This window comes from Glaciecola sp. KUL10, from assembly GCF_003203515.1.
GTDB lineage: Bacteria > Pseudomonadota > Gammaproteobacteria > Enterobacterales > Alteromonadaceae > Glaciecola.
On sequence record NZ_BGNG01000001.1, the window covers coordinates 76,833 to 93,396 of the forward strand.

Below are 16,564 nucleotides of genomic sequence, written 5' to 3' on the forward strand. Positions count from 1 at the left end.
AATAAACATATCGCTTGGTTGTTACTTGAGGTTAATATGAAGAAGCTCTTAATACTTATCATTGTCGTCGGTGGCCTTGCTTACGGGGGGTACAAAACTTATTTTTGGGCGGCCCCAAGCGTCACAATCGTGAACAAAACTTCTTCGCCAATCAAAAAAGCCTATGTCTATATGGGTAAGAATAGACTCAGTTTTTCGAGTGTTGCTCCTAAGCAATCGATTCAAATTTATCGCGGTGTCAGGCAAATAGAGACTATGTACCGTTATGAAATAGTGTTTGAGGGCGGTGAAGAGCTCAAAGGTGGGTGTGGTAAAGTCCTACCAAATGAATATTTTGTTAACTTCGTAATTACCCCTATTTCTAAAACAGAGGCAGAGTGTAGTCAAATCGATTAATCTAAAAGCTAAGTGGTGTGCATTGGCTAACGAAAAGGTAATTGCGTTAAAAAGCAGTTAATAGGCCTTAAAAAGTAGGATGATTGAACATTTCCCCTTTATTGCTTAAGGCTTTTTAAACGCTGTTTCTTGTATGCCTCTTGCAAGAATATGTAAAGTCCTGAGCCTATCACCAAACTGGCCCCAACAAGCGCTGATGTTTCCAGACTTTCTCCAAAAATAAAAACACCGATAAGCATTGCAAATAACAACCTTGAATATCTAAACGGAGCAATAGCAACGATTTCGGCTGTTCTTGCTGAGATGGTGATCATCACGTAGGCAATCATGCCTGATACCGCGGCGCCAAAAATTAAAAAGGCGTCTTGATTGCTAATTTCAGATACTTCGGGCTTGAGTAAAAATACCATTAAACCACCGGGCGCAAGCGCAAGATAACCGTAGGTTATTAACACAGTACTGGGAATATCTTTTGGCATTTTTCGGGTGAGCACATCTCGAAGTGCTATAGATACAGAGCCAAGTAGGGCCAATAGTGCACCGATTTCTACTTCAGCACTCCACGGTTTTAAAATGATTAACACACCAAACAAACCAACAAGGATTGCGCATACTTTTGTTACAGAAAGAGACTCACCTAACAATCGTGATGCCAGTAATGCAGCAATTAACGGAGAACATTGCATTACCGCAGATACCAATGATAAATCAGTAATCACAAGTGCAGCTACGATAAAAGTAGCTGAAAACATATCAGATGCAAGACGCATCCAAAATATGGGTAAGCGAAGAAAGTAGCCAGTTAGAGACCGTTTTTTTAGATGAGCGATACCAAATAGAAAGATAAACCCTAATAGTCCTGAGACTATTAAAATCTGTCCCGCAGGTAAGGTTTGCGTCAATACCTTAATAAAGGCGTCAGACACTGCGAACCCAGCCATTGCGCCTATCATGAGCGCTATCCCTTTTACGTTATTTATGTTCATCTCCTAAGGGATAAAAGTTGGTGTAGGATGTTATTGTGCAAAGAATACTTCGTTTTTATGTGCGGTTAAATGTGGTCGCCATATTCACGCTCGACCTTTGAAATTCTTACCTTAAAGCAATCATACCATGAAAGACGTCCTTGTTTTTGAGCAGCTAAATGCTCACTGTTTGCTTTCCAAGCTTTTATCGAAGCCAAATCTGACCAATACGATACAGTAATACCAAGCTCTTCTCGAGCAGATTCATAGCCTAAAAATCCTTTTTGTTTTGATGCTAATTCGACCATACGCTTTGCAGTTTCAGCGTAGCCATCTGTTTGCTCAGATTTTATAGAGGTGAATATAACTGCGTAGTAAGGGGGCTTTGGGGTTTTTGCAATCAATATTTTGCTCCTTGGCGTTTGTTTATTTTTACTTAATTAATAATTACATCAACTCGGTTTATCGGGCGATATCCACAACTATGACGTCTAGTGCCAAGGCGTTGTCGGCGAAATTATAAGTAATAAATCTACTGTTTTGTAGCTGAGTTCCAAGGTGCTTTTTATATTGCTCGATAAGAGTCTCAGTTGATAATTGTTGATTTGTAGGGTATTTACTCTTTATCCAATCTGGATTTAAGTTCGTTGAGCTACAAGGATCTGACTTGTTAAGGAAATGAATAATTTGCTTGTTGGCCATACTTAGGCTTGATACTTCGACTGTTTTTTGAATTTTCTTTATCGCATCGTTTGCGCTAGTCAGAGTTGAACGTCTATCGGAAGCAAATGTGCATTTGAACTCAGATGCGTTTAAACATTCTGAATCTAAGAATGCTAAAAGATCTATTTCGTGACCTTGTATTTTTTTATCCATGACGTAGGAAGTCGGACCTTGATCGCTTTCGATCATCATCCCGCAGTAAAATTTTAAGTTTTTCTCAATGTTTCCATTTAAAAGCATATACTTGGAGGGAAGAAGGTCAAAAATATTCTGTATTTTTTCTAAGTATTTGAAAAGGTCCATCTTTACTCTCTTAATAAAATTCGCGTTATACTGTTTTTGGAAAGAAATTACTCGTGTTCAATCAACCCGCATATTAATGTGACTATAATTATCAGCTACATAATCACTTTTAAAATCGGACTTGATTGCTAATGCCTGACCGAAAGTCTTTTGTGCAGTCTCCTTATCTCCCTTAGATAAATACGCAAAGGCTAAGCTGTCGTATACTTGCGGTGCATCTGGAAACAGTGACACTAAATATTCGAACATATCAAATGCCTCAGTAAATAAATCATCTCTTAGCAGTTCCATTCCGAGTTCGTTGATAGTTCGACCAATAAACCGTGTGTAGCCATTATCGCTATATGCCTGTTTGAAGTGTGTGGCAAACTCGTGTTTACCTTTAGTTTTGTAGAACTCAAAGGCAAAGTTTTTTTCCAACTGTCTAATTGCTTCATAGTCTCCGTTTTTGATAAAGGACAGTATTCGACCAGAAATAAGTTCCGCCACCAAGTTGTCAGTATTTGCGAGCACTATTACTTGATAACCACTCGATAGGTCAATGTCTACTGCTGCACTGACGCCAAGTCCACCCCCATACGCGCCCCAATGAGCGTTATCCATAGCAAATATTTTGCGATTATTTCGGTTAGAGATTTGCAGTAACTCATCGGTATAAAACAGGGTATAATAAAATCGATGTACGTCTGCAACAGTCGATTCAATGCCGCCATCGGGACTAGGATGCTCAGTAACACCTACTTTTTTGAGTGAGTTGTCATATTGATAGGCATATCTGACTGACTGATGTTCAGATGAATTGGAAGCTTTTAATGTTGTAGATGCCATCTTCGCAGGAATGAAAATTTTGTTTTTAAGTAATTCTTCGAATGGCTTATCCGCAACTTTTTCAAGAATGATACCTAGTACTATATACCCGTAGTTCGAATATTGATTATCAGTGCCGGGTTTAAACAAAAGTGGCTTTTCTATCAATAGCTCAAGCTTCTTGTCTAGCGTATCAAATGAAAGTGGGTTTTCGCGATATTCAGCAATAAAGATATCATCAAACCCAGCACTATGATTGAGAAGATGTGCAATGGTAACTTCATCAACAAAAGACTGTTTAAAGCCTAAATCAAAAGAAATGAGCTTAGTGTTCAAGCTGAGCTTGCCTTCTTCTATTTGTTGTAAAATCAGCACCTTTGTAAAGTCTTTCATAATAGAACCAAGGTTAAATCGGCTTTGACTCGTATTAGGTATTTTTTCTTCGATATTCTGCAAGCCATATGAAGATGAAAATACTTCTTTACCATCTTTCATTATTAGCAGACTTCCTGAAAACCATCCAAGATTTTCGTATTGCACTGCAATGTCGTGTGCGATTTTAGGAAGAGTTGAAGACTTTACGTTTTGGTCGTTTTCCTTTGCAAAAACAGAAGTGCAAATTGAAAAAAACAGGATTGAAACTAAAGTCAGATTCAGAATCATTTTGTTGACGCTCCGTTGTCGTTTGTTTTTTTATCGTAAGCTAGATTTCTTGCAATACATAATAAACACTAAGCATCACCACTTGCCCGCTTGTTCATAATCACTCTGCTTAGCCTCTACCCATTCTTCACTTTCTCCAAAACGCTCTTTCTTCCAAAAAGTAGCGGTTGTTTTGAGTATGTCCATAATAAATTCGCAAGCTTCAAACGCGGCTTTTCTGTGCGCTGATGTGACGCCGACATATACGATTTGTTCATTGGGTGTTAATGTGCCGATTCGATGAATAATACTCGCACTGGCGATCGGCCAGCGAGACTTAGCTTGTTGCAGAATGTCGTTAAGCTGTTTTTCAGTCATGCCTGGGTAGTGTTCTAAGTACATTTCACTGAGTTTGTTTTGTTTTGAAAACGCTCTGACTTTACCGACAAAACTGACGATTGCACCCACTTGATTAATATTCTGTGCCGAAGCTTCTAAGGCCTGATTGGCTTGATGAAGTTCAAAATCATTGGTTTGAATTGATACACTCAATGAAGTGTCCATGGTCTTTGTTTTCCTAATATCGCGTAATTTTATAATTAAGTGTTCTAGCTAATGTTGCTAAGTGTCTATTCATTATATACTTTTCATCACATAAATTGAGCGAATAAACTTAGGTGCTATGGAAATAGACTCGAAAAATGCAATCAAGTATGCAGCTCAGATAAATCTAGAAGGCTTTGATTTTGCTCGTCAAGAGAAATTGCTGAGGGCGCACGTACTGATTGTTGGCGTAGGCGGTTTAGGTTGTTATGCCGCTCAAACGCTTTGTGCCGCAGGAGTAGGTGAAGTAACGATTGTCGATCACGATACGGTTCAGCTTAGTAATCTGTCTAGGCAGATATTATTCTGTGAAGCTGATATTGGCTTGCCTAAAGCGACGCAAGCAAAAGCCCGTTTGTTGTCTCAAAACTATCCAGCAACGGTTAATTGTGTGGTTGATAAGTTTGATGAAAACATGTCTGCCGTTAATGGGGCTCGAATTGACTTGATTTTAGATTGCACTGATAACATGGCAGTCAGGCTTAAAATAAATCGATTTGCTGCAAAATCTCGCATCCCACTTATCAGTGGCGCGGCTATTAGGATGCAAGGGCAGTTATTCACTTACGAGCCAAAGCAAACAGACTCTGCATGTTTTGAATGTATCAGTTCGTTTTTTACTGAGCAAAACGCGGCATGTTCTGAGTCTGGCATATTGAGTCCAGTCGTTGGGGTTATTGGTAATCTGCAAGCCTTGCAAGCAATTAAACTGCTCGCAACTTATGGTGATGTTGAATCGAATAAGCTTTCGATATTCGACGCAATGACAAGCAAATGGTCTGAGTTTAAAGTCACCCGAGCGGCTAATTGTCACGCTTGTAAAAATTCAACTCTTTAATCGTGTATTAGCCTGTAACATCTATTAACAATTTTATTGAAAAGTTAAGCATTAACTTCAGATATTTTGCGTACAATAGTAAGTGGAAAATATCGTTATTCACCAAAAGGTTACCAATGGGCAAGTCAATAAAAAAAGTAGGCGCACCGTTCATTATCGTCATTGTTGCAATTATTGTGATGATCGGCTTAATTAGCATGAAGGAAAAGCCCGTAAAGGAAGAGGTTGAGACCAAGGATTTTTTGGTTGATGCGAAAGATATTCAATTTGGTACGGTCGATTTTTTCGTCTATTCGCAAGGTAGCGTTGAACCCAAAAATCAAACGATGCTAAGCGCACAAGTCAGTGGTCGGGTTATTTCGATCGCCGATAACTTTATTGAAGGTGGCTTTTTTAACAAAGGTGATATTTTAGTCGAGCTTGAAGCTGATGATTATCAAACTGACTTATTACTTGCGGAAGCTGAGTTAGCTAGAGTTCAAGCCGCTTTAGATGAGGAAATTGCACGAGGCCGCGTTGCTGAACAAGAATGGCGCTCGGTAAATACTGGAATCGCCCCCGAATTAGGGTTGCGTAAACCGCAGTTGGCAAGAGAGCAAGCTAATCTGAAAGCTGCAAAAGCAGGCCTTCAAAGAGCCAAGCGAAATCTTGAACGCACCAAAATTAGGGCACCATATGACGGGCTTGTAAAATCCCGCAACGTAGATTTAGGTCAGTTTCTTGGGATGGGTGGGCAAGTCGGCGAGATATTCTCAACTGATGTTGCTCAAATTCGCCTTCCCTTAACAGACGATGATGTTGCTTTTTTAAATGACATTCGCAATCAACAAGCTGACGTTGTTTTGAAAGCCGATGTGGCAGGTGAAGACATCAGATGGTTGGGAAAGCTAGTGAGAGATGAAGCGGTGCTTGATGGTCGTAGTCGCGTGATTTATGGCGTTGTTGAGATAAACGACCCCTATCAACGAAATGTAGACACAACAGTTTCTAACAAAGGTGTACCTCTGCGTTTTGGACGTTTTGTCAGTGCTGAAGTCACTGGTATCGCGGTAGATAATATCGTGACTTTGCCGCGTAATGTGTTGCGCTTGGATAACACCATTTTGACCGTTGATTCAGATATGAAAATCAAAATTAACGATGTTGAAGTATTAAAAGCAGACGAAAACTTTATCTACGTCAAAAATGGTTTGCCAAGAGATGAAAAAGTGGTGATGAGTGCAGTACCGAATCCTTACCAAGGCATGCCAGTGAGATTTTTGGAAGACAACAAATTACCCACAGCATCTGAAGAAGATACTGCATTAACAGAGGTTAATTAGTATGAGTGCCCATATCGATACAAAAAAAGGCCTTATTGCGTGGTTTACGCGTAATAGCGTTGCGGCAAACTTATTGATGGTGCTGATTATTTTAGGCGGTATCAATGGTATATTTAAGATTCAAAAACAGGTCTTTCCTGCCATTACGATCAACGCAATTTCAATTCAAGTGCCTTATTTGGGAGCAGCACCTCAAGAGGTGGAACAAGGTGTGTTGCTCAAGCTAGAAGAAGCAATCAAAAACCTTGAAGGTATTAAAAAAATTACCACCACGGCTCGCGAAGGTATGGGCAGTGTGAGTATAGAGGTAGAAGACGGATACGATACGCAAACCCTGCTTGATGAAGTGAAAGTGCAGGTGGATGCCATTCCGTCCTTACCTGCTAATACAGAAAAGCCTGTCGTTTATCGCGTTAAGTTCCCTCAGGATGTGATGTGGGTGTCTGTTTATGGTGATACTACCGAGCGCGAGTTAAAAGAATATTCAAATGCGGTACGAGATGAGATTGCAAACTTACCAGGTGTTTCAGATGTTACGGTTTTTGGTGATCGCGATTATGAAATCTCTATCGAAATATCCGAGCAACGCTTACAAGAATATGATTTAACGTTTAACCAATTGGTTAACGCGGTCAGAGCTTCTTCAATAGATATCCCGGGAGGTTCGATTCGTTCTGAAAATGGCGATATTCTTTTGCGAGCCAATGGCCAAGCATACACGGCTTGGGAGTTTGCAAAAATAGTCTTGTTGACTCGAGAAGACGGCACCCGCTTATTACTGGGTGACATTGCAGAAATTGAAGATGGTTTTGTAGAAGATAATCAATTTTCGCTATTTGATGGTAAGCCTGCCATGAGCATTCGTGTGCGTGCAGTGGGCGATCAAAACGCACTGGATATTTCTAAAACGGTCAATCGTTATTTAGAAGATAAGCGTAAAACTATGCCGGCTAATTTAAGCGCTGACTCATGGGGTGATAGCTCATTCTATTTGGCCGATCGCTTAAGCATGATGCTGAAAAACATGGGAGCAGGGGCGTTACTTGTATTTATCGTCTTATCTTTATTCCTCAGAGTCAAAGTGGCGATGTGGGTGATTGTTGGATTACCTGTTTGTTTCTTAGGTACGCTGATGCTAATGCCAATGGAGTACTTCGCGGTATCGATTAATATGTTGTCGCTATTTGGCTTTATTTTGGTATTGGGGATAGTGGTTGACGACGCGATTATCATGGGTGAGTCCGCCTATTCCGAAATAGACAAAAAAGGGCATAGTATCGACAACGTGATACGTGGCGTTAAGAAAGTAGCTATGCCGGCTACCTTTGGTGTCTTGACTACCATAGCGGCGTTTTCGCCTATGTTGATGGTTACTGGGACCTTTGGCGTTATCTGGAAAACCATTGGGTTAGTGGTTATTTTGTGTTTGGTTTTCTCGTTGATTGAATCAAAGCTAATATTACCTGCTCACCTAGCGAATATGAAACTCAAACCCTACGATCCTGCTAAAGCTAATGCGTTTCAAAAATTTAGAGACATCTTTAGTATTGGTATCAAAACATTTATTAAAAACAGATATGTTCCGTTTTTGAAAAAAGCCATCGAGTATCGGTACACCACGCTAGCGAGTTTCATTGGATTATTGTTTTTGACCGCTGGTTTGTTTGGAAGTGGTTTAGTTAAATGGCAGTTTTTTCCAACTATTCCATCTGACTTCATGATCGCAAGTGTTGAGTTGGAGCCTGGCTCATCTCTTCAACAGCGTGATGAAGCAATACAAATATTGTTGACCTCCATGAAGCAAATGGAAAAGCAGGTTGAAGAAGAATATGGCGAGAAGGCAGTTAAGCATTACCTTGCGTTTGATCAAGGCACCAATGCGGGACAAGTCTTTTTGGAATTGACCAAAGGCGAAGATAGAACCGTTACCGATAGTCAAATGCAAGAGATCTGGCGCAGTTATTTACCAGAAGTGCCAGGTGTTAAAAACTTTGAAATTGGTGCTGCAGGCGGCGGTCCAGGTGGAAATGATCTAAGTTTTGAGTTTCGTTCAAACAATGTGGACCAATTGCGCGCAGTTTCGCAAGAAATGCGGTCTTATTTAAATGGCTACAATGGTATCAATGAAGTCACTGACTCGTTCAGTGAGGGCAGCGACGAAATTAGACTGAATATTAAACCTAGCGCAGAAGTACTTGGGCTTGATTTATCGCAACTTGCACAACAGGTACGTTTTGGCTTTTACGGAGCTGAGGCTCAGCGTCTTCAACGTGATGACGAAGAAGTTAAAGTCATGGTGAGATACCCTCAAGAGGAACGTAACTCCATTGCTAACTTAGAAAATATGAGAGTTCGTGCACCCAATGGCGACGACATTCCATTTAGCGAAGTGGCAGATATTGAATTAGCCAAGGGTTACAGCACGATTACGCGCGTTGATTACAGCAGAGCTGTTTCGGTAGTTGCAAAAGTAAACTCGGATGAAGTTGATTTGCGAGATTTAATGATTGACGTGACCACCAGTGTGATCCCTGAAATGCTTGAGCGTTATCCAGATGTTCAATCAAGATTGGTAGGAAGTTCGCAAGAAGAGGGTGATGCACTTGTTTCTCTGGCCTTTGGTTTCTTGTTTGCGATGCTCGTGATTTATGCATTAATGGCAATTCCATTACAGTCTTACTCTCAACCGATTATTATTATGTCGGTAATTCCATTTGGTTTGGTAGGCGCTATTTTCGGGCATTTGGTATTGGGGCAGGCGGTAAGCGTACTTTCGATATGTGGGATTATTGCATTGGCCGGTGTTGTCGTTAACGACTCATTAATTATGGTGGACTTTGTTAACAAGGCGCGCAAAGAAGGTTTAAGCTTGATTGAGTCAGTTGTGCGCTCTGGTAGTGAGCGTTTCAGAGCAATCATACTGACTTCTTTAACTACTTTTATGGGGTTGATGCCCATCGTGTTTGAAAGAAGCTTGCAAGCACAAGTCGTTATTCCAATGGCGATATCACTTGCTTTTGGCATTCTGTTTGCGACCGTGATTACCTTGCTTCTTGTGCCGTCTCTTTACTTAATTCTGAATGACATTAAAGGGCTGTTTAAGCGCAAGAAAACTAAGCCTACTGATACGGATATTGAGCTTCATGAGCAAAATGTGTAACCCAAGGTTCATGCGCAAAGCATAGCGTTTTTTAGATACTCATGAGTAGACATAAAAAAAGCACCGTTAGGTGCTTTTTTATCGTGCATTTGTTTCTTAGACTAATTTCAAAAGTTAATTTCTAGAAAAATGACTTCTTAAATTCAATTCCAAATACGCGAGGTTCATTAACGATACCCGTTAGGTTGTTAAAGTCGATTGCACCTTTCACGTTGTCTTCATCGGTAATGTTGCGACCAAATAAAGCAACCGTGTAGTTGTGATCGTAGTTTTCATAACCGAGTCTTAAACCACCTTCAACATTGTCATCGGTTTGAAATTCAACAGATTCGTATAAGAATAAGTTAGTTTTACCTTGGAATGCCCAATCAGTGAATGCGAAGAATTCACCGCTATCACCCGCTGGTATCGTATAACGTGCTGTAAAGTTAAAGATAGTCTCAGGTGCCTGTGGAAACGGGTTGCCGTCAATCACTGCGTCAAATCCGTTAGGGCCGCGAGGGTCTAATACCGTACAGTTGCCCAACGCACCGAAGTCTGGGTTAGCACCACAAGGACGAACCGTTAAACTATCATCTTTAAGCTCAGTATGGTTATAGCTATAACCTGCTGTCACTACTAAGTTTTCATTAACGACATAAGTAGCGTCAATTTCAAAGCCATAAGCTTCGCCTCTATCAGCATTTATTAGTGCAGTATTGTTTGCACCGCCGCCAATTGCTGACAGTTGAATATCGTCGACTGTGTACATGAAGATTGCAGCATTGAGTCTTAAGCTATTATCAAGTAAGTCAGATTTAGCACCAATTTCAAACGAATTAATGGTTTCTGCGTCTGCCACTGAAGGCGCTCCTTCAAAGGCAACGTCACGTCCTTGAATACTTTGCGCTCTAAAGCCATTTGAATAGCGTGCAAATAGTGAAGTATTTTCATTAAGCTTGTAGTTTAGGCTACCTTCTAAGCTAACCTGACCGTCATCAACATTGATGTCATCATAGTCTTGGATAGATGCGGCACCAATCACCAAGGCGAACCCGTCAACGTTTTGGTCGCCAATAAATAGTGACTTCTCATCATGAGTATAGCGAATACCACCGGTGATACTTAACGCATCATTGACTTGATAGGTAGATTGACCAAATACAGCCCAAGTCGTGTTTTCATGAAAAACAGTCGTTGCACCGAAAAATCCATCTACGCTTGTAACGTTAAAAGAAGAGTCAAAGTAAAACGCGCCAGCTTGCCACTGAAGCGCATCATCGGTGTTACTCGCGAAGCGAATTTCTTGAGTAACTTGCTCTAAATCATTAAGCAAATCTTGCGTGACCGCAGTAAATGGAATGAAACCAGGGAATGAAGTATCACCGCTACCTGAACCGCCATCTACGTCACCAAGAGAAAAGCCTTCCGCTGTTTCCATTGCAGTAATAGACGTAAAGCTGATATCACCCATGTCGTAATCGATTTTTACAGATGCGCCAAAGTTTTCATATTCTTGTGGGTTGTTATCAAAACCATTACCCAATAAATCTGCATCATAATAAACGGTTTCACGATCGTAGTTTTCATTTAAATTATTAGAGCCTTGTGTAAATACATTCGCTCTAAATATAGACGCAGTACCTTCTAAATCACGACCATGCACGTTGAGCAAAACGTCTAAATCTGCTGATGGTGAGTATAGTAACTGACCTCTCCATGCTAATTCATCATAGCCACCAATCACGTCATCTTCACCAGAAATCGCATTGTCTATATAATCGTCGCGGGTTTGTGACAAGACTGAAAAACGCCCGCTTAGATTGTCAGCTAACTCGCCACCTACAGCGCCCCCAACGTTAAATGTACCAAAACTACCAAACCCTACCTTTGCGTAAGCATCAAAATCTTCTGAAGGTTTGACTGAGTCAAACTTAACGATACCCGCCGTAGTGTTGCGTCCGAATAATGTGCCTTGTGGACCACGGATGACCTCGACCTGTTCGATATCAAACAGCGGGAAAGACTTAAGTACAACGTTTTCCATCACGACTTCATCCATGATGATAGAAACTGGTTGTGATGCAGCTAGATCAAAGTCTGTATTACCTAAGCCGCGAATATAAAAACGCGGTGCAACACGACCGTTTGATGATTCGGCATAAAGCCCAGGTACGCGAACGGCTAGGGCGAGAATATCTTCACCACCAGCAAACAGGCTTTCAAAACGCTCACCGTTTAAGGTTGCGATAGAAATAGGAACGTCTTGGATGGATTGAGTACGTTTGGTTGCAGTTACCGTGATCTGTTCAAGTTGTGCTTCTGTTGCTTCTTGAGCAATGGTTTGCGTACTTGCCAAAGCAGTTGAGATACTGAGGGCTAGCGTTGCGATCTTAAATCGATTCATTATTGTGTCCAATTGAGAGAATAAAAACGGCCTATCAGCGTGATAAACTGATAAGAAGACGCCAATAAAATAAGTGTAAATGTGTTTAGGACTTATTCGCTTGACGCCACGTTAACTTTCGCGCGAGAAGTATAGCAGAAAATGAAAGTATGTGACTATTGGTGTCAGTTTTATGACAGGGGTTTAGCAAATTTGAGTTTGTACTGAGCGGGTGAAAGCCCCGTTGAGCGTTTAAATATCCGACTAAACGAAGAGATATCTTCGTAACCCACTTTTTGAGCAACAACTGACACATTAATTCGTTCAGATTCTAAAATCCGTTTTGCCTGTTCAAGACGCACTCGTTGTATATATTCAATGGGCGTTATTCCCACATTTTTTTTAAATCGACGGATAAGCGTTCTAGTGGATAAATGAAAATGAGTTGCTACGTTCAATACGCTGATAGCTTCATGGTAGTGTGTTTCGATATATTGCTGCGCGGATAATATTATTTCATCTTTATGCTGGCGGAGTTGGCGCAGATTAGCATAGACACTTTGGTTGCCTCGCTGCATATCGATTAAGTGTGACTTTGCTGTTTCTTGAGCCATTTGCCGCGACACGTAGCGCTCAATTAAAAGCAGAGCAAGGTCGTACCAAGCCATGCCACCACCTGCGCAAAAAACACCTTCTGATTGAGTAATCATTTTATTTGTTTGTAATTTTACCTTGGGATAACGCGTCTGAAAAACATCAGTATATCCCCAGTGGGTAGTTGCTTCTTTGTTATCAAGTAAGCCGGTTTCAGCCAGGAAGAACGCACCGCTGCAATTACTGGCAATTTCGGCGCCTTGGTTTCTTAGTCTTGTAATGTGAGGTAGTAAATTTAGGTTTTGCTTAATCGTTTTATCAATATCAGCACCTATTGTAGGGATAAGCAAGAGATCACATTTCTCGATAGTGTTGATGTCTCGATTTTCACTCAACTTGATTTGATTAATACACTGCACATCTTGGCCATTTGAACTGCAAATTTGCACATGAAAACTAGGTTGAATAGCTTGTTTATGAAACCTTTGCCATGAGACACCCGACAATGAAAATAAATCAGCTGCACCGGTTATCGCAGAGGCAAGTGCACCGTCAAAGGCTAGAATAACAACTGATATTGGGTCGGTTTTATTCACTGGGTAAAAGACTTAGTGATATTGATTAATTAAAGAGTATAAAGAACATTAATGCGTGTCGCAAATGGACAAACAAGTGTCAAATATGACAATCTTGAGTTGGTCTTTACTACGTTAAAATAATGTAAATATTAAACGCTATAATTTTAATGCGCTATTTAGTTTGATAACTAACCCGAAATTATACTCATCATAAATACGGAGTGAATCTATGTCTTCACCACTAGTCGATAAAATGGAAATGGATTTTCAGCTCTACCAGGTTTTAGATACTGAAGCCTTGTGTGATAAACCACGTTTTAGCGAACACAACAAAGAAACCTTTGACGCTATTTTAGAAACTGCGGATAGCATCGCGACTGATTTGTTTTTGCCTCATAATCATTTGGCTGATAAAAATGAACCTACATTCGATGGTCATAAAGTATCAATGATGCCAGAAGTTAAGGTCGCATTTGACGCTTTTTGCGATGCCGGCTTTATCGCTGGGCGTTACGATTTTGACGACGGTGGCATGCAGCTCCCTGAAGTTGTAATGACTGCCACGGCTGCTTATTTTATGGCGGCAAACCCTTCTACCACTTCGTATCCATTCTTAACAGCGGCAGCTGCAAACGTAATTTGTCACTTTGCCAGTGATTCATTAAAACAAGCGTTTATGCCTAAAATGCTGACGGGCGAGTTTACGGGTACCATGGCCTTAACAGAGCCTCATGCAGGTTCATCATTGGCAGATATTACGACAACGGCTCATCCGCAAGAAGACGGTACATATCGGTTAAAAGGTAGCAAACTATATATTTCTGGTGGTGAACACGAACTATCGAAGAATATTGTGCATTTAGTGCTGGCTAAAATACCAGGCGGCCCCGAGGGCGTTAAGGGTATTTCCTTGTTTGTTGTGCCTAAGTATCGTTTGGACGAAAATGGTCAGCCTGATCAACGCAACGACGTTACCTTAGCCGGTTTGATTCATAAATTAGGTTACCGCGGTACGACTTCAACAGCGTTAACGTTTGGTGAAAACGATGATTGTCATGGCTATTTAGTTGGAGAACCGCATTTTGGTTTACGCTACATGTTTATGATGATGAATGAAGCAAGAATCGGTGTTGGTTTTGGTGCAGCCATGATAGGTTATCGTGGTTATCAATACTCATTGGAATATGCAAAAGAGCGCACCCAAGGGCGTCACCCAATTCATGATAAGGGCAAGTCGGCCGCGCCGATCGCCTTACATGGTGACGTTAAGCGCATGCTACTTGCGCAAAAATCATATGCAGAGGGTGGGATGGCCTTGTGTTTATATGGTTCGCATCTTATTGACCGTATCAATACTTGTGAATCTGAAGAAGAAAAGACGCAATTATCAGAGATGCTTGATTTACTCACGCCTGTCTTGAAGGCATGGCCTTCTGAATTTGGTCCTAAAGCAAATGATTTAGGGATTCAAGTCTTGGGTGGCTCTGGTTATACCCGAGAGTACTACGCAGAGCAGTTTTGGCGTGATAATAGGCTTAATCCTATTCATGAAGGCACAAACGGTATACAAGCCTTAGATCTTACATTTAGAAAACTTTGGCAAAAAGGCGGTACTGGCTTAAAAATCTTGCAACAACATATGTTAGATGACTTTAAAAAGGCGAGTTTGCCTGAAAGCCAAAAACTGGTAGCTTCACTTCAGCCCTATTTGTCAGAACTGCATACGGTGCTTCAACATGTGGGTGCAAGCCTACAATCAGAAAAACAACTGACATTGACCGCTAATGCGCAAGCATTGATGAATATCTTTGCCCAGATTGTAGTCAGCTGGATTTGGATCAGACAAGCATCTGCTGCCGAGCAAGCACTGCAAAAGTCAACAACCGAAAAAGAAACTGCTTTTTACAAAGGTAAAATTCAAGCCGCTAAGTATTTTGTAGAGTGGGAGCTACCTGCTGTAAAACGTGATGTTCAATTGTTAATGAGTGATAACGACGTATGTAGTGCGATGGACGTAGATTGGTTTTAGTCCAACCACGTGAAATTTTGAAAAGGAAAAAGAATGAAAGATTTGTTTGATTTAACTGGGAAAGTAGCGGTTGTAACGGGGGCGAGTAGAGGGATCGGTGAATCGATAGCTCGACTACTTGCGAGCAAAGGCGCACATGTGATTGTATCTAGCCGTAAGATTGACGGATGTGAAGCAGTCGCGAGCAGCATTCGAGAAGCAGGCCATCAAGCCACTGCTTTTGCATGTCACGTGGGTGAAATGGAACAAATAACGGCACTTTTTGAACATGTTAAAAGTGAATTCGGCAAAGTTGACATTTTGGTGAACAACGCTGCAGCGAACCCTTATTTTGGTCATATTCTAGATACTGACCTCGCGGCTTATCAGAAAACAGTGGACGTGAATGTACGCGGCTATTTCTTTATGTCGATTGAAGCTGGAAAGATGATGAAAGAGCAGGGCGGCGGAGTGATTTTAAATACTGCGTCGGTAAACGGGGTATCGCCAGGTGATATGCAGGGTATTTACTCGATCACAAAAGCAGCCGTGATCAGCATGACTAAATCATTCGCAAAAGAATGTGGCCCGCTTAATATTAGAGTGAACGCTTTACTTCCTGGCTTAACCGATACCAAGTTTGCTTCGGCATTGACGACTAACGATGCTATATTAAAGCATGCCCTTAAGGTGATTCCACTTGGGCGAGTTGCAGACCCTGACGAAATGGCAGGTACTGTATTATATTTATGTTCTGATGCATCAAGTTATACAACAGGTGCAGCAGTGGTTGTCGATGGAGGCATGTTAGCTTAATGCATATTTGGGTGGATGCGGACGCTTGTCCAGTAGTAGTTAGAGAGATTATTTACAAGGCAAGCCAGCGTACTTTAGTACCTGTTACAATGGTTGCTAATCAGCATATTCCCGTGCCACCCAACCAACATATCAATAGCTTACGCGTATCAAGTGGCTTTGATGTCGCAGACGATGAAATTGTAGTGCGATGTCAGCCCGGTGATTTAGTCGTGACAAATGATATCCCGCTTGCCGCTGAAGTGATTGAAAAAAATGTTGCAGCGATTAGCTTCAAAGGAAACGCGTACGAAAAGGATACAATAAAAGCTACCTTAACTATGCGAGATTTTATGGACACCATTAGAGCGAGTGGAGAGCATACGGGTGGACCCAAAGCTTTTAGTGCGAAAGATAAAATGAATTTTGCGAATCAACTAGATCGGTGGTTGGCCTCAAGTTAGC

General features: G+C 41.1%; 14 protein-coding genes. 7 read left to right on the plus strand and 7 right to left on the minus strand.

Annotation, left to right across the window (positions count from 1 at the left end; all coding sequences use genetic code 11):
* Positions 1 to 36 precede the first annotated feature (36 nt).
* Positions 37 to 396: a hypothetical protein gene (locus KUL10_RS00375; RefSeq protein WP_110426931.1), complete on the plus strand. Its 360-nt coding sequence runs from the start codon at positions 37 to 39 to the stop codon at positions 394 to 396.
* Between the two features lie 98 nt (positions 397 to 494).
* On the opposite strand, the gene KUL10_RS00380 is transcribed toward KUL10_RS00375, so the two are convergent.
* From KUL10_RS00380 to KUL10_RS00400, 5 genes are all read right to left on the minus strand, one after another.
* Positions 495 to 1,382: a DMT family transporter gene (locus KUL10_RS00380; RefSeq protein ID WP_110426932.1), complete on the minus strand. Its 888-nt coding sequence runs from the start codon at positions 1,380 to 1,382 to the stop codon at positions 495 to 497.
* Between the two features lie 65 nt (positions 1,383 to 1,447).
* Complete coding sequence (locus KUL10_RS00385; protein ID WP_110426933.1) at positions 1,448 to 1,765, minus strand: antibiotic biosynthesis monooxygenase; 318 nt, start codon at positions 1,763 to 1,765, stop codon at positions 1,448 to 1,450.
* 58 nt (positions 1,766 to 1,823) lie between these two features.
* Positions 1,824 to 2,387, minus strand: a complete 564-nt coding sequence (locus tag KUL10_RS00390; RefSeq protein ID WP_110426934.1) for a hypothetical protein — start codon at positions 2,385 to 2,387, stop codon at positions 1,824 to 1,826.
* Positions 2,388 to 2,444: 57 nt separating this feature from the next.
* A complete protein-coding gene (locus KUL10_RS00395; RefSeq protein ID WP_110426935.1) occupies positions 2,445 to 3,857 on the minus strand; it encodes a serine hydrolase domain-containing protein in 1,413 nt (470 codons plus the stop codon).
* A 75-nt stretch (positions 3,858 to 3,932) separates the two neighbouring features.
* On the minus strand, positions 3,933 to 4,400 hold the full coding sequence (locus KUL10_RS00400; protein WP_110426936.1) for a molybdenum cofactor biosynthesis protein MoaE: 468 nt from the start codon (positions 4,398 to 4,400) through the stop codon (positions 3,933 to 3,935).
* A gap of 118 nt (positions 4,401 to 4,518) precedes the next feature.
* Between KUL10_RS00400 and KUL10_RS00405 the strand changes: the two genes are divergently transcribed.
* From KUL10_RS00405 to KUL10_RS00415, 3 genes are all read left to right on the plus strand, one after another.
* Entirely contained in the window at positions 4,519 to 5,277 is a 759-nt protein-coding gene (locus KUL10_RS00405; protein ID WP_110426937.1) for a molybdopterin-synthase adenylyltransferase MoeB, read from the plus strand.
* A 116-nt stretch (positions 5,278 to 5,393) separates the two neighbouring features.
* Positions 5,394 to 6,599, plus strand: coding sequence for an efflux RND transporter periplasmic adaptor subunit (locus KUL10_RS00410; protein WP_110426938.1), 1,206 nt, complete (start codon positions 5,394 to 5,396; stop codon positions 6,597 to 6,599).
* Position 6,600: 1 nt separating this feature from the next.
* On the plus strand, positions 6,601 to 9,759 hold the full coding sequence (locus KUL10_RS00415; protein ID WP_110426939.1) for an efflux RND transporter permease subunit: 3,159 nt from the start codon (positions 6,601 to 6,603) through the stop codon (positions 9,757 to 9,759).
* A gap of 121 nt (positions 9,760 to 9,880) precedes the next feature.
* Here the strand turns inward: KUL10_RS00415 and KUL10_RS00420 are convergent, their stop codons facing one another.
* Together KUL10_RS00420 and KUL10_RS00425 are read right to left on the minus strand one after the other, a co-directional pair.
* Entirely contained in the window at positions 9,881 to 12,145 is a 2,265-nt protein-coding gene (locus tag KUL10_RS00420) for a TonB-dependent receptor (protein ID WP_110426940.1), read from the minus strand.
* A gap of 170 nt (positions 12,146 to 12,315) precedes the next feature.
* Positions 12,316 to 13,314, minus strand: coding sequence for a GlxA family transcriptional regulator (locus KUL10_RS00425; RefSeq protein WP_110426941.1), 999 nt, complete (start codon positions 13,312 to 13,314; stop codon positions 12,316 to 12,318).
* A gap of 211 nt (positions 13,315 to 13,525) precedes the next feature.
* Between KUL10_RS00425 and KUL10_RS00430 the strand changes: the two genes are divergently transcribed.
* From KUL10_RS00430 to KUL10_RS00440, 3 genes are read left to right on the plus strand one after another with little or no spacing between them, the layout of a single operon-like run.
* On the plus strand, positions 13,526 to 15,325 hold the full coding sequence (locus KUL10_RS00430; RefSeq protein WP_110426942.1) for an acyl-CoA dehydrogenase: 1,800 nt from the start codon (positions 13,526 to 13,528) through the stop codon (positions 15,323 to 15,325).
* Positions 15,326 to 15,358: 33 nt separating this feature from the next.
* Entirely contained in the window at positions 15,359 to 16,120 is a 762-nt protein-coding gene (locus tag KUL10_RS00435; protein WP_110426943.1) for an SDR family oxidoreductase, read from the plus strand.
* Entirely contained in the window at positions 16,120 to 16,563 is a 444-nt protein-coding gene (locus tag KUL10_RS00440; protein ID WP_110426944.1) for a YaiI/YqxD family protein, read from the plus strand. The genes KUL10_RS00435 and KUL10_RS00440 overlap by 1 nt, the downstream gene beginning before the upstream one ends.
* Position 16,564 lies beyond the last annotated feature (1 nt).

Bases quoted from the DNA above. Each gene is read 5' to 3' on its own strand.
- KUL10_RS00405 (WP_110426937.1), top strand. From the start codon at position 4,519: ATGGAAATAGACTCGAAAAATGCAATCAAGTATGCAGCTCAGATAAAT.
- KUL10_RS00440 (WP_110426944.1), top strand. From the start codon at position 16,120: ATGCATATTTGGGTGGATGCGGACGCTTGTCCAGTAGTAGTTAGAGAG.
- KUL10_RS00420 (WP_110426940.1), bottom strand. From the start codon at position 12,145: ATGAATCGATTTAAGATCGCAACGCTAGCCCTCAGTATCTCAACTGCT.
- KUL10_RS00410 (WP_110426938.1), top strand. From the start codon at position 5,394: ATGGGCAAGTCAATAAAAAAAGTAGGCGCACCGTTCATTATCGTCATT.
- KUL10_RS00390 (WP_110426934.1), bottom strand. From the start codon at position 2,387: ATGGACCTTTTCAAATACTTAGAAAAAATACAGAATATTTTTGACCTT.
- KUL10_RS00380 (WP_110426932.1), bottom strand. From the start codon at position 1,382: ATGAACATAAATAACGTAAAAGGGATAGCGCTCATGATAGGCGCAATG.
- KUL10_RS00375 (WP_110426931.1), top strand. From the start codon at position 37: ATGAAGAAGCTCTTAATACTTATCATTGTCGTCGGTGGCCTTGCTTAC.
- KUL10_RS00430 (WP_110426942.1), top strand. From the start codon at position 13,526: ATGTCTTCACCACTAGTCGATAAAATGGAAATGGATTTTCAGCTCTAC.
- KUL10_RS00400 (WP_110426936.1), bottom strand. From the start codon at position 4,400: ATGGACACTTCATTGAGTGTATCAATTCAAACCAATGATTTTGAACTT.
- KUL10_RS00395 (WP_110426935.1), bottom strand. From the start codon at position 3,857: ATGATTCTGAATCTGACTTTAGTTTCAATCCTGTTTTTTTCAATTTGC.
- KUL10_RS00415 (WP_110426939.1), top strand. From the start codon at position 6,601: ATGAGTGCCCATATCGATACAAAAAAAGGCCTTATTGCGTGGTTTACG.
- KUL10_RS00435 (WP_110426943.1), top strand. From the start codon at position 15,359: ATGAAAGATTTGTTTGATTTAACTGGGAAAGTAGCGGTTGTAACGGGG.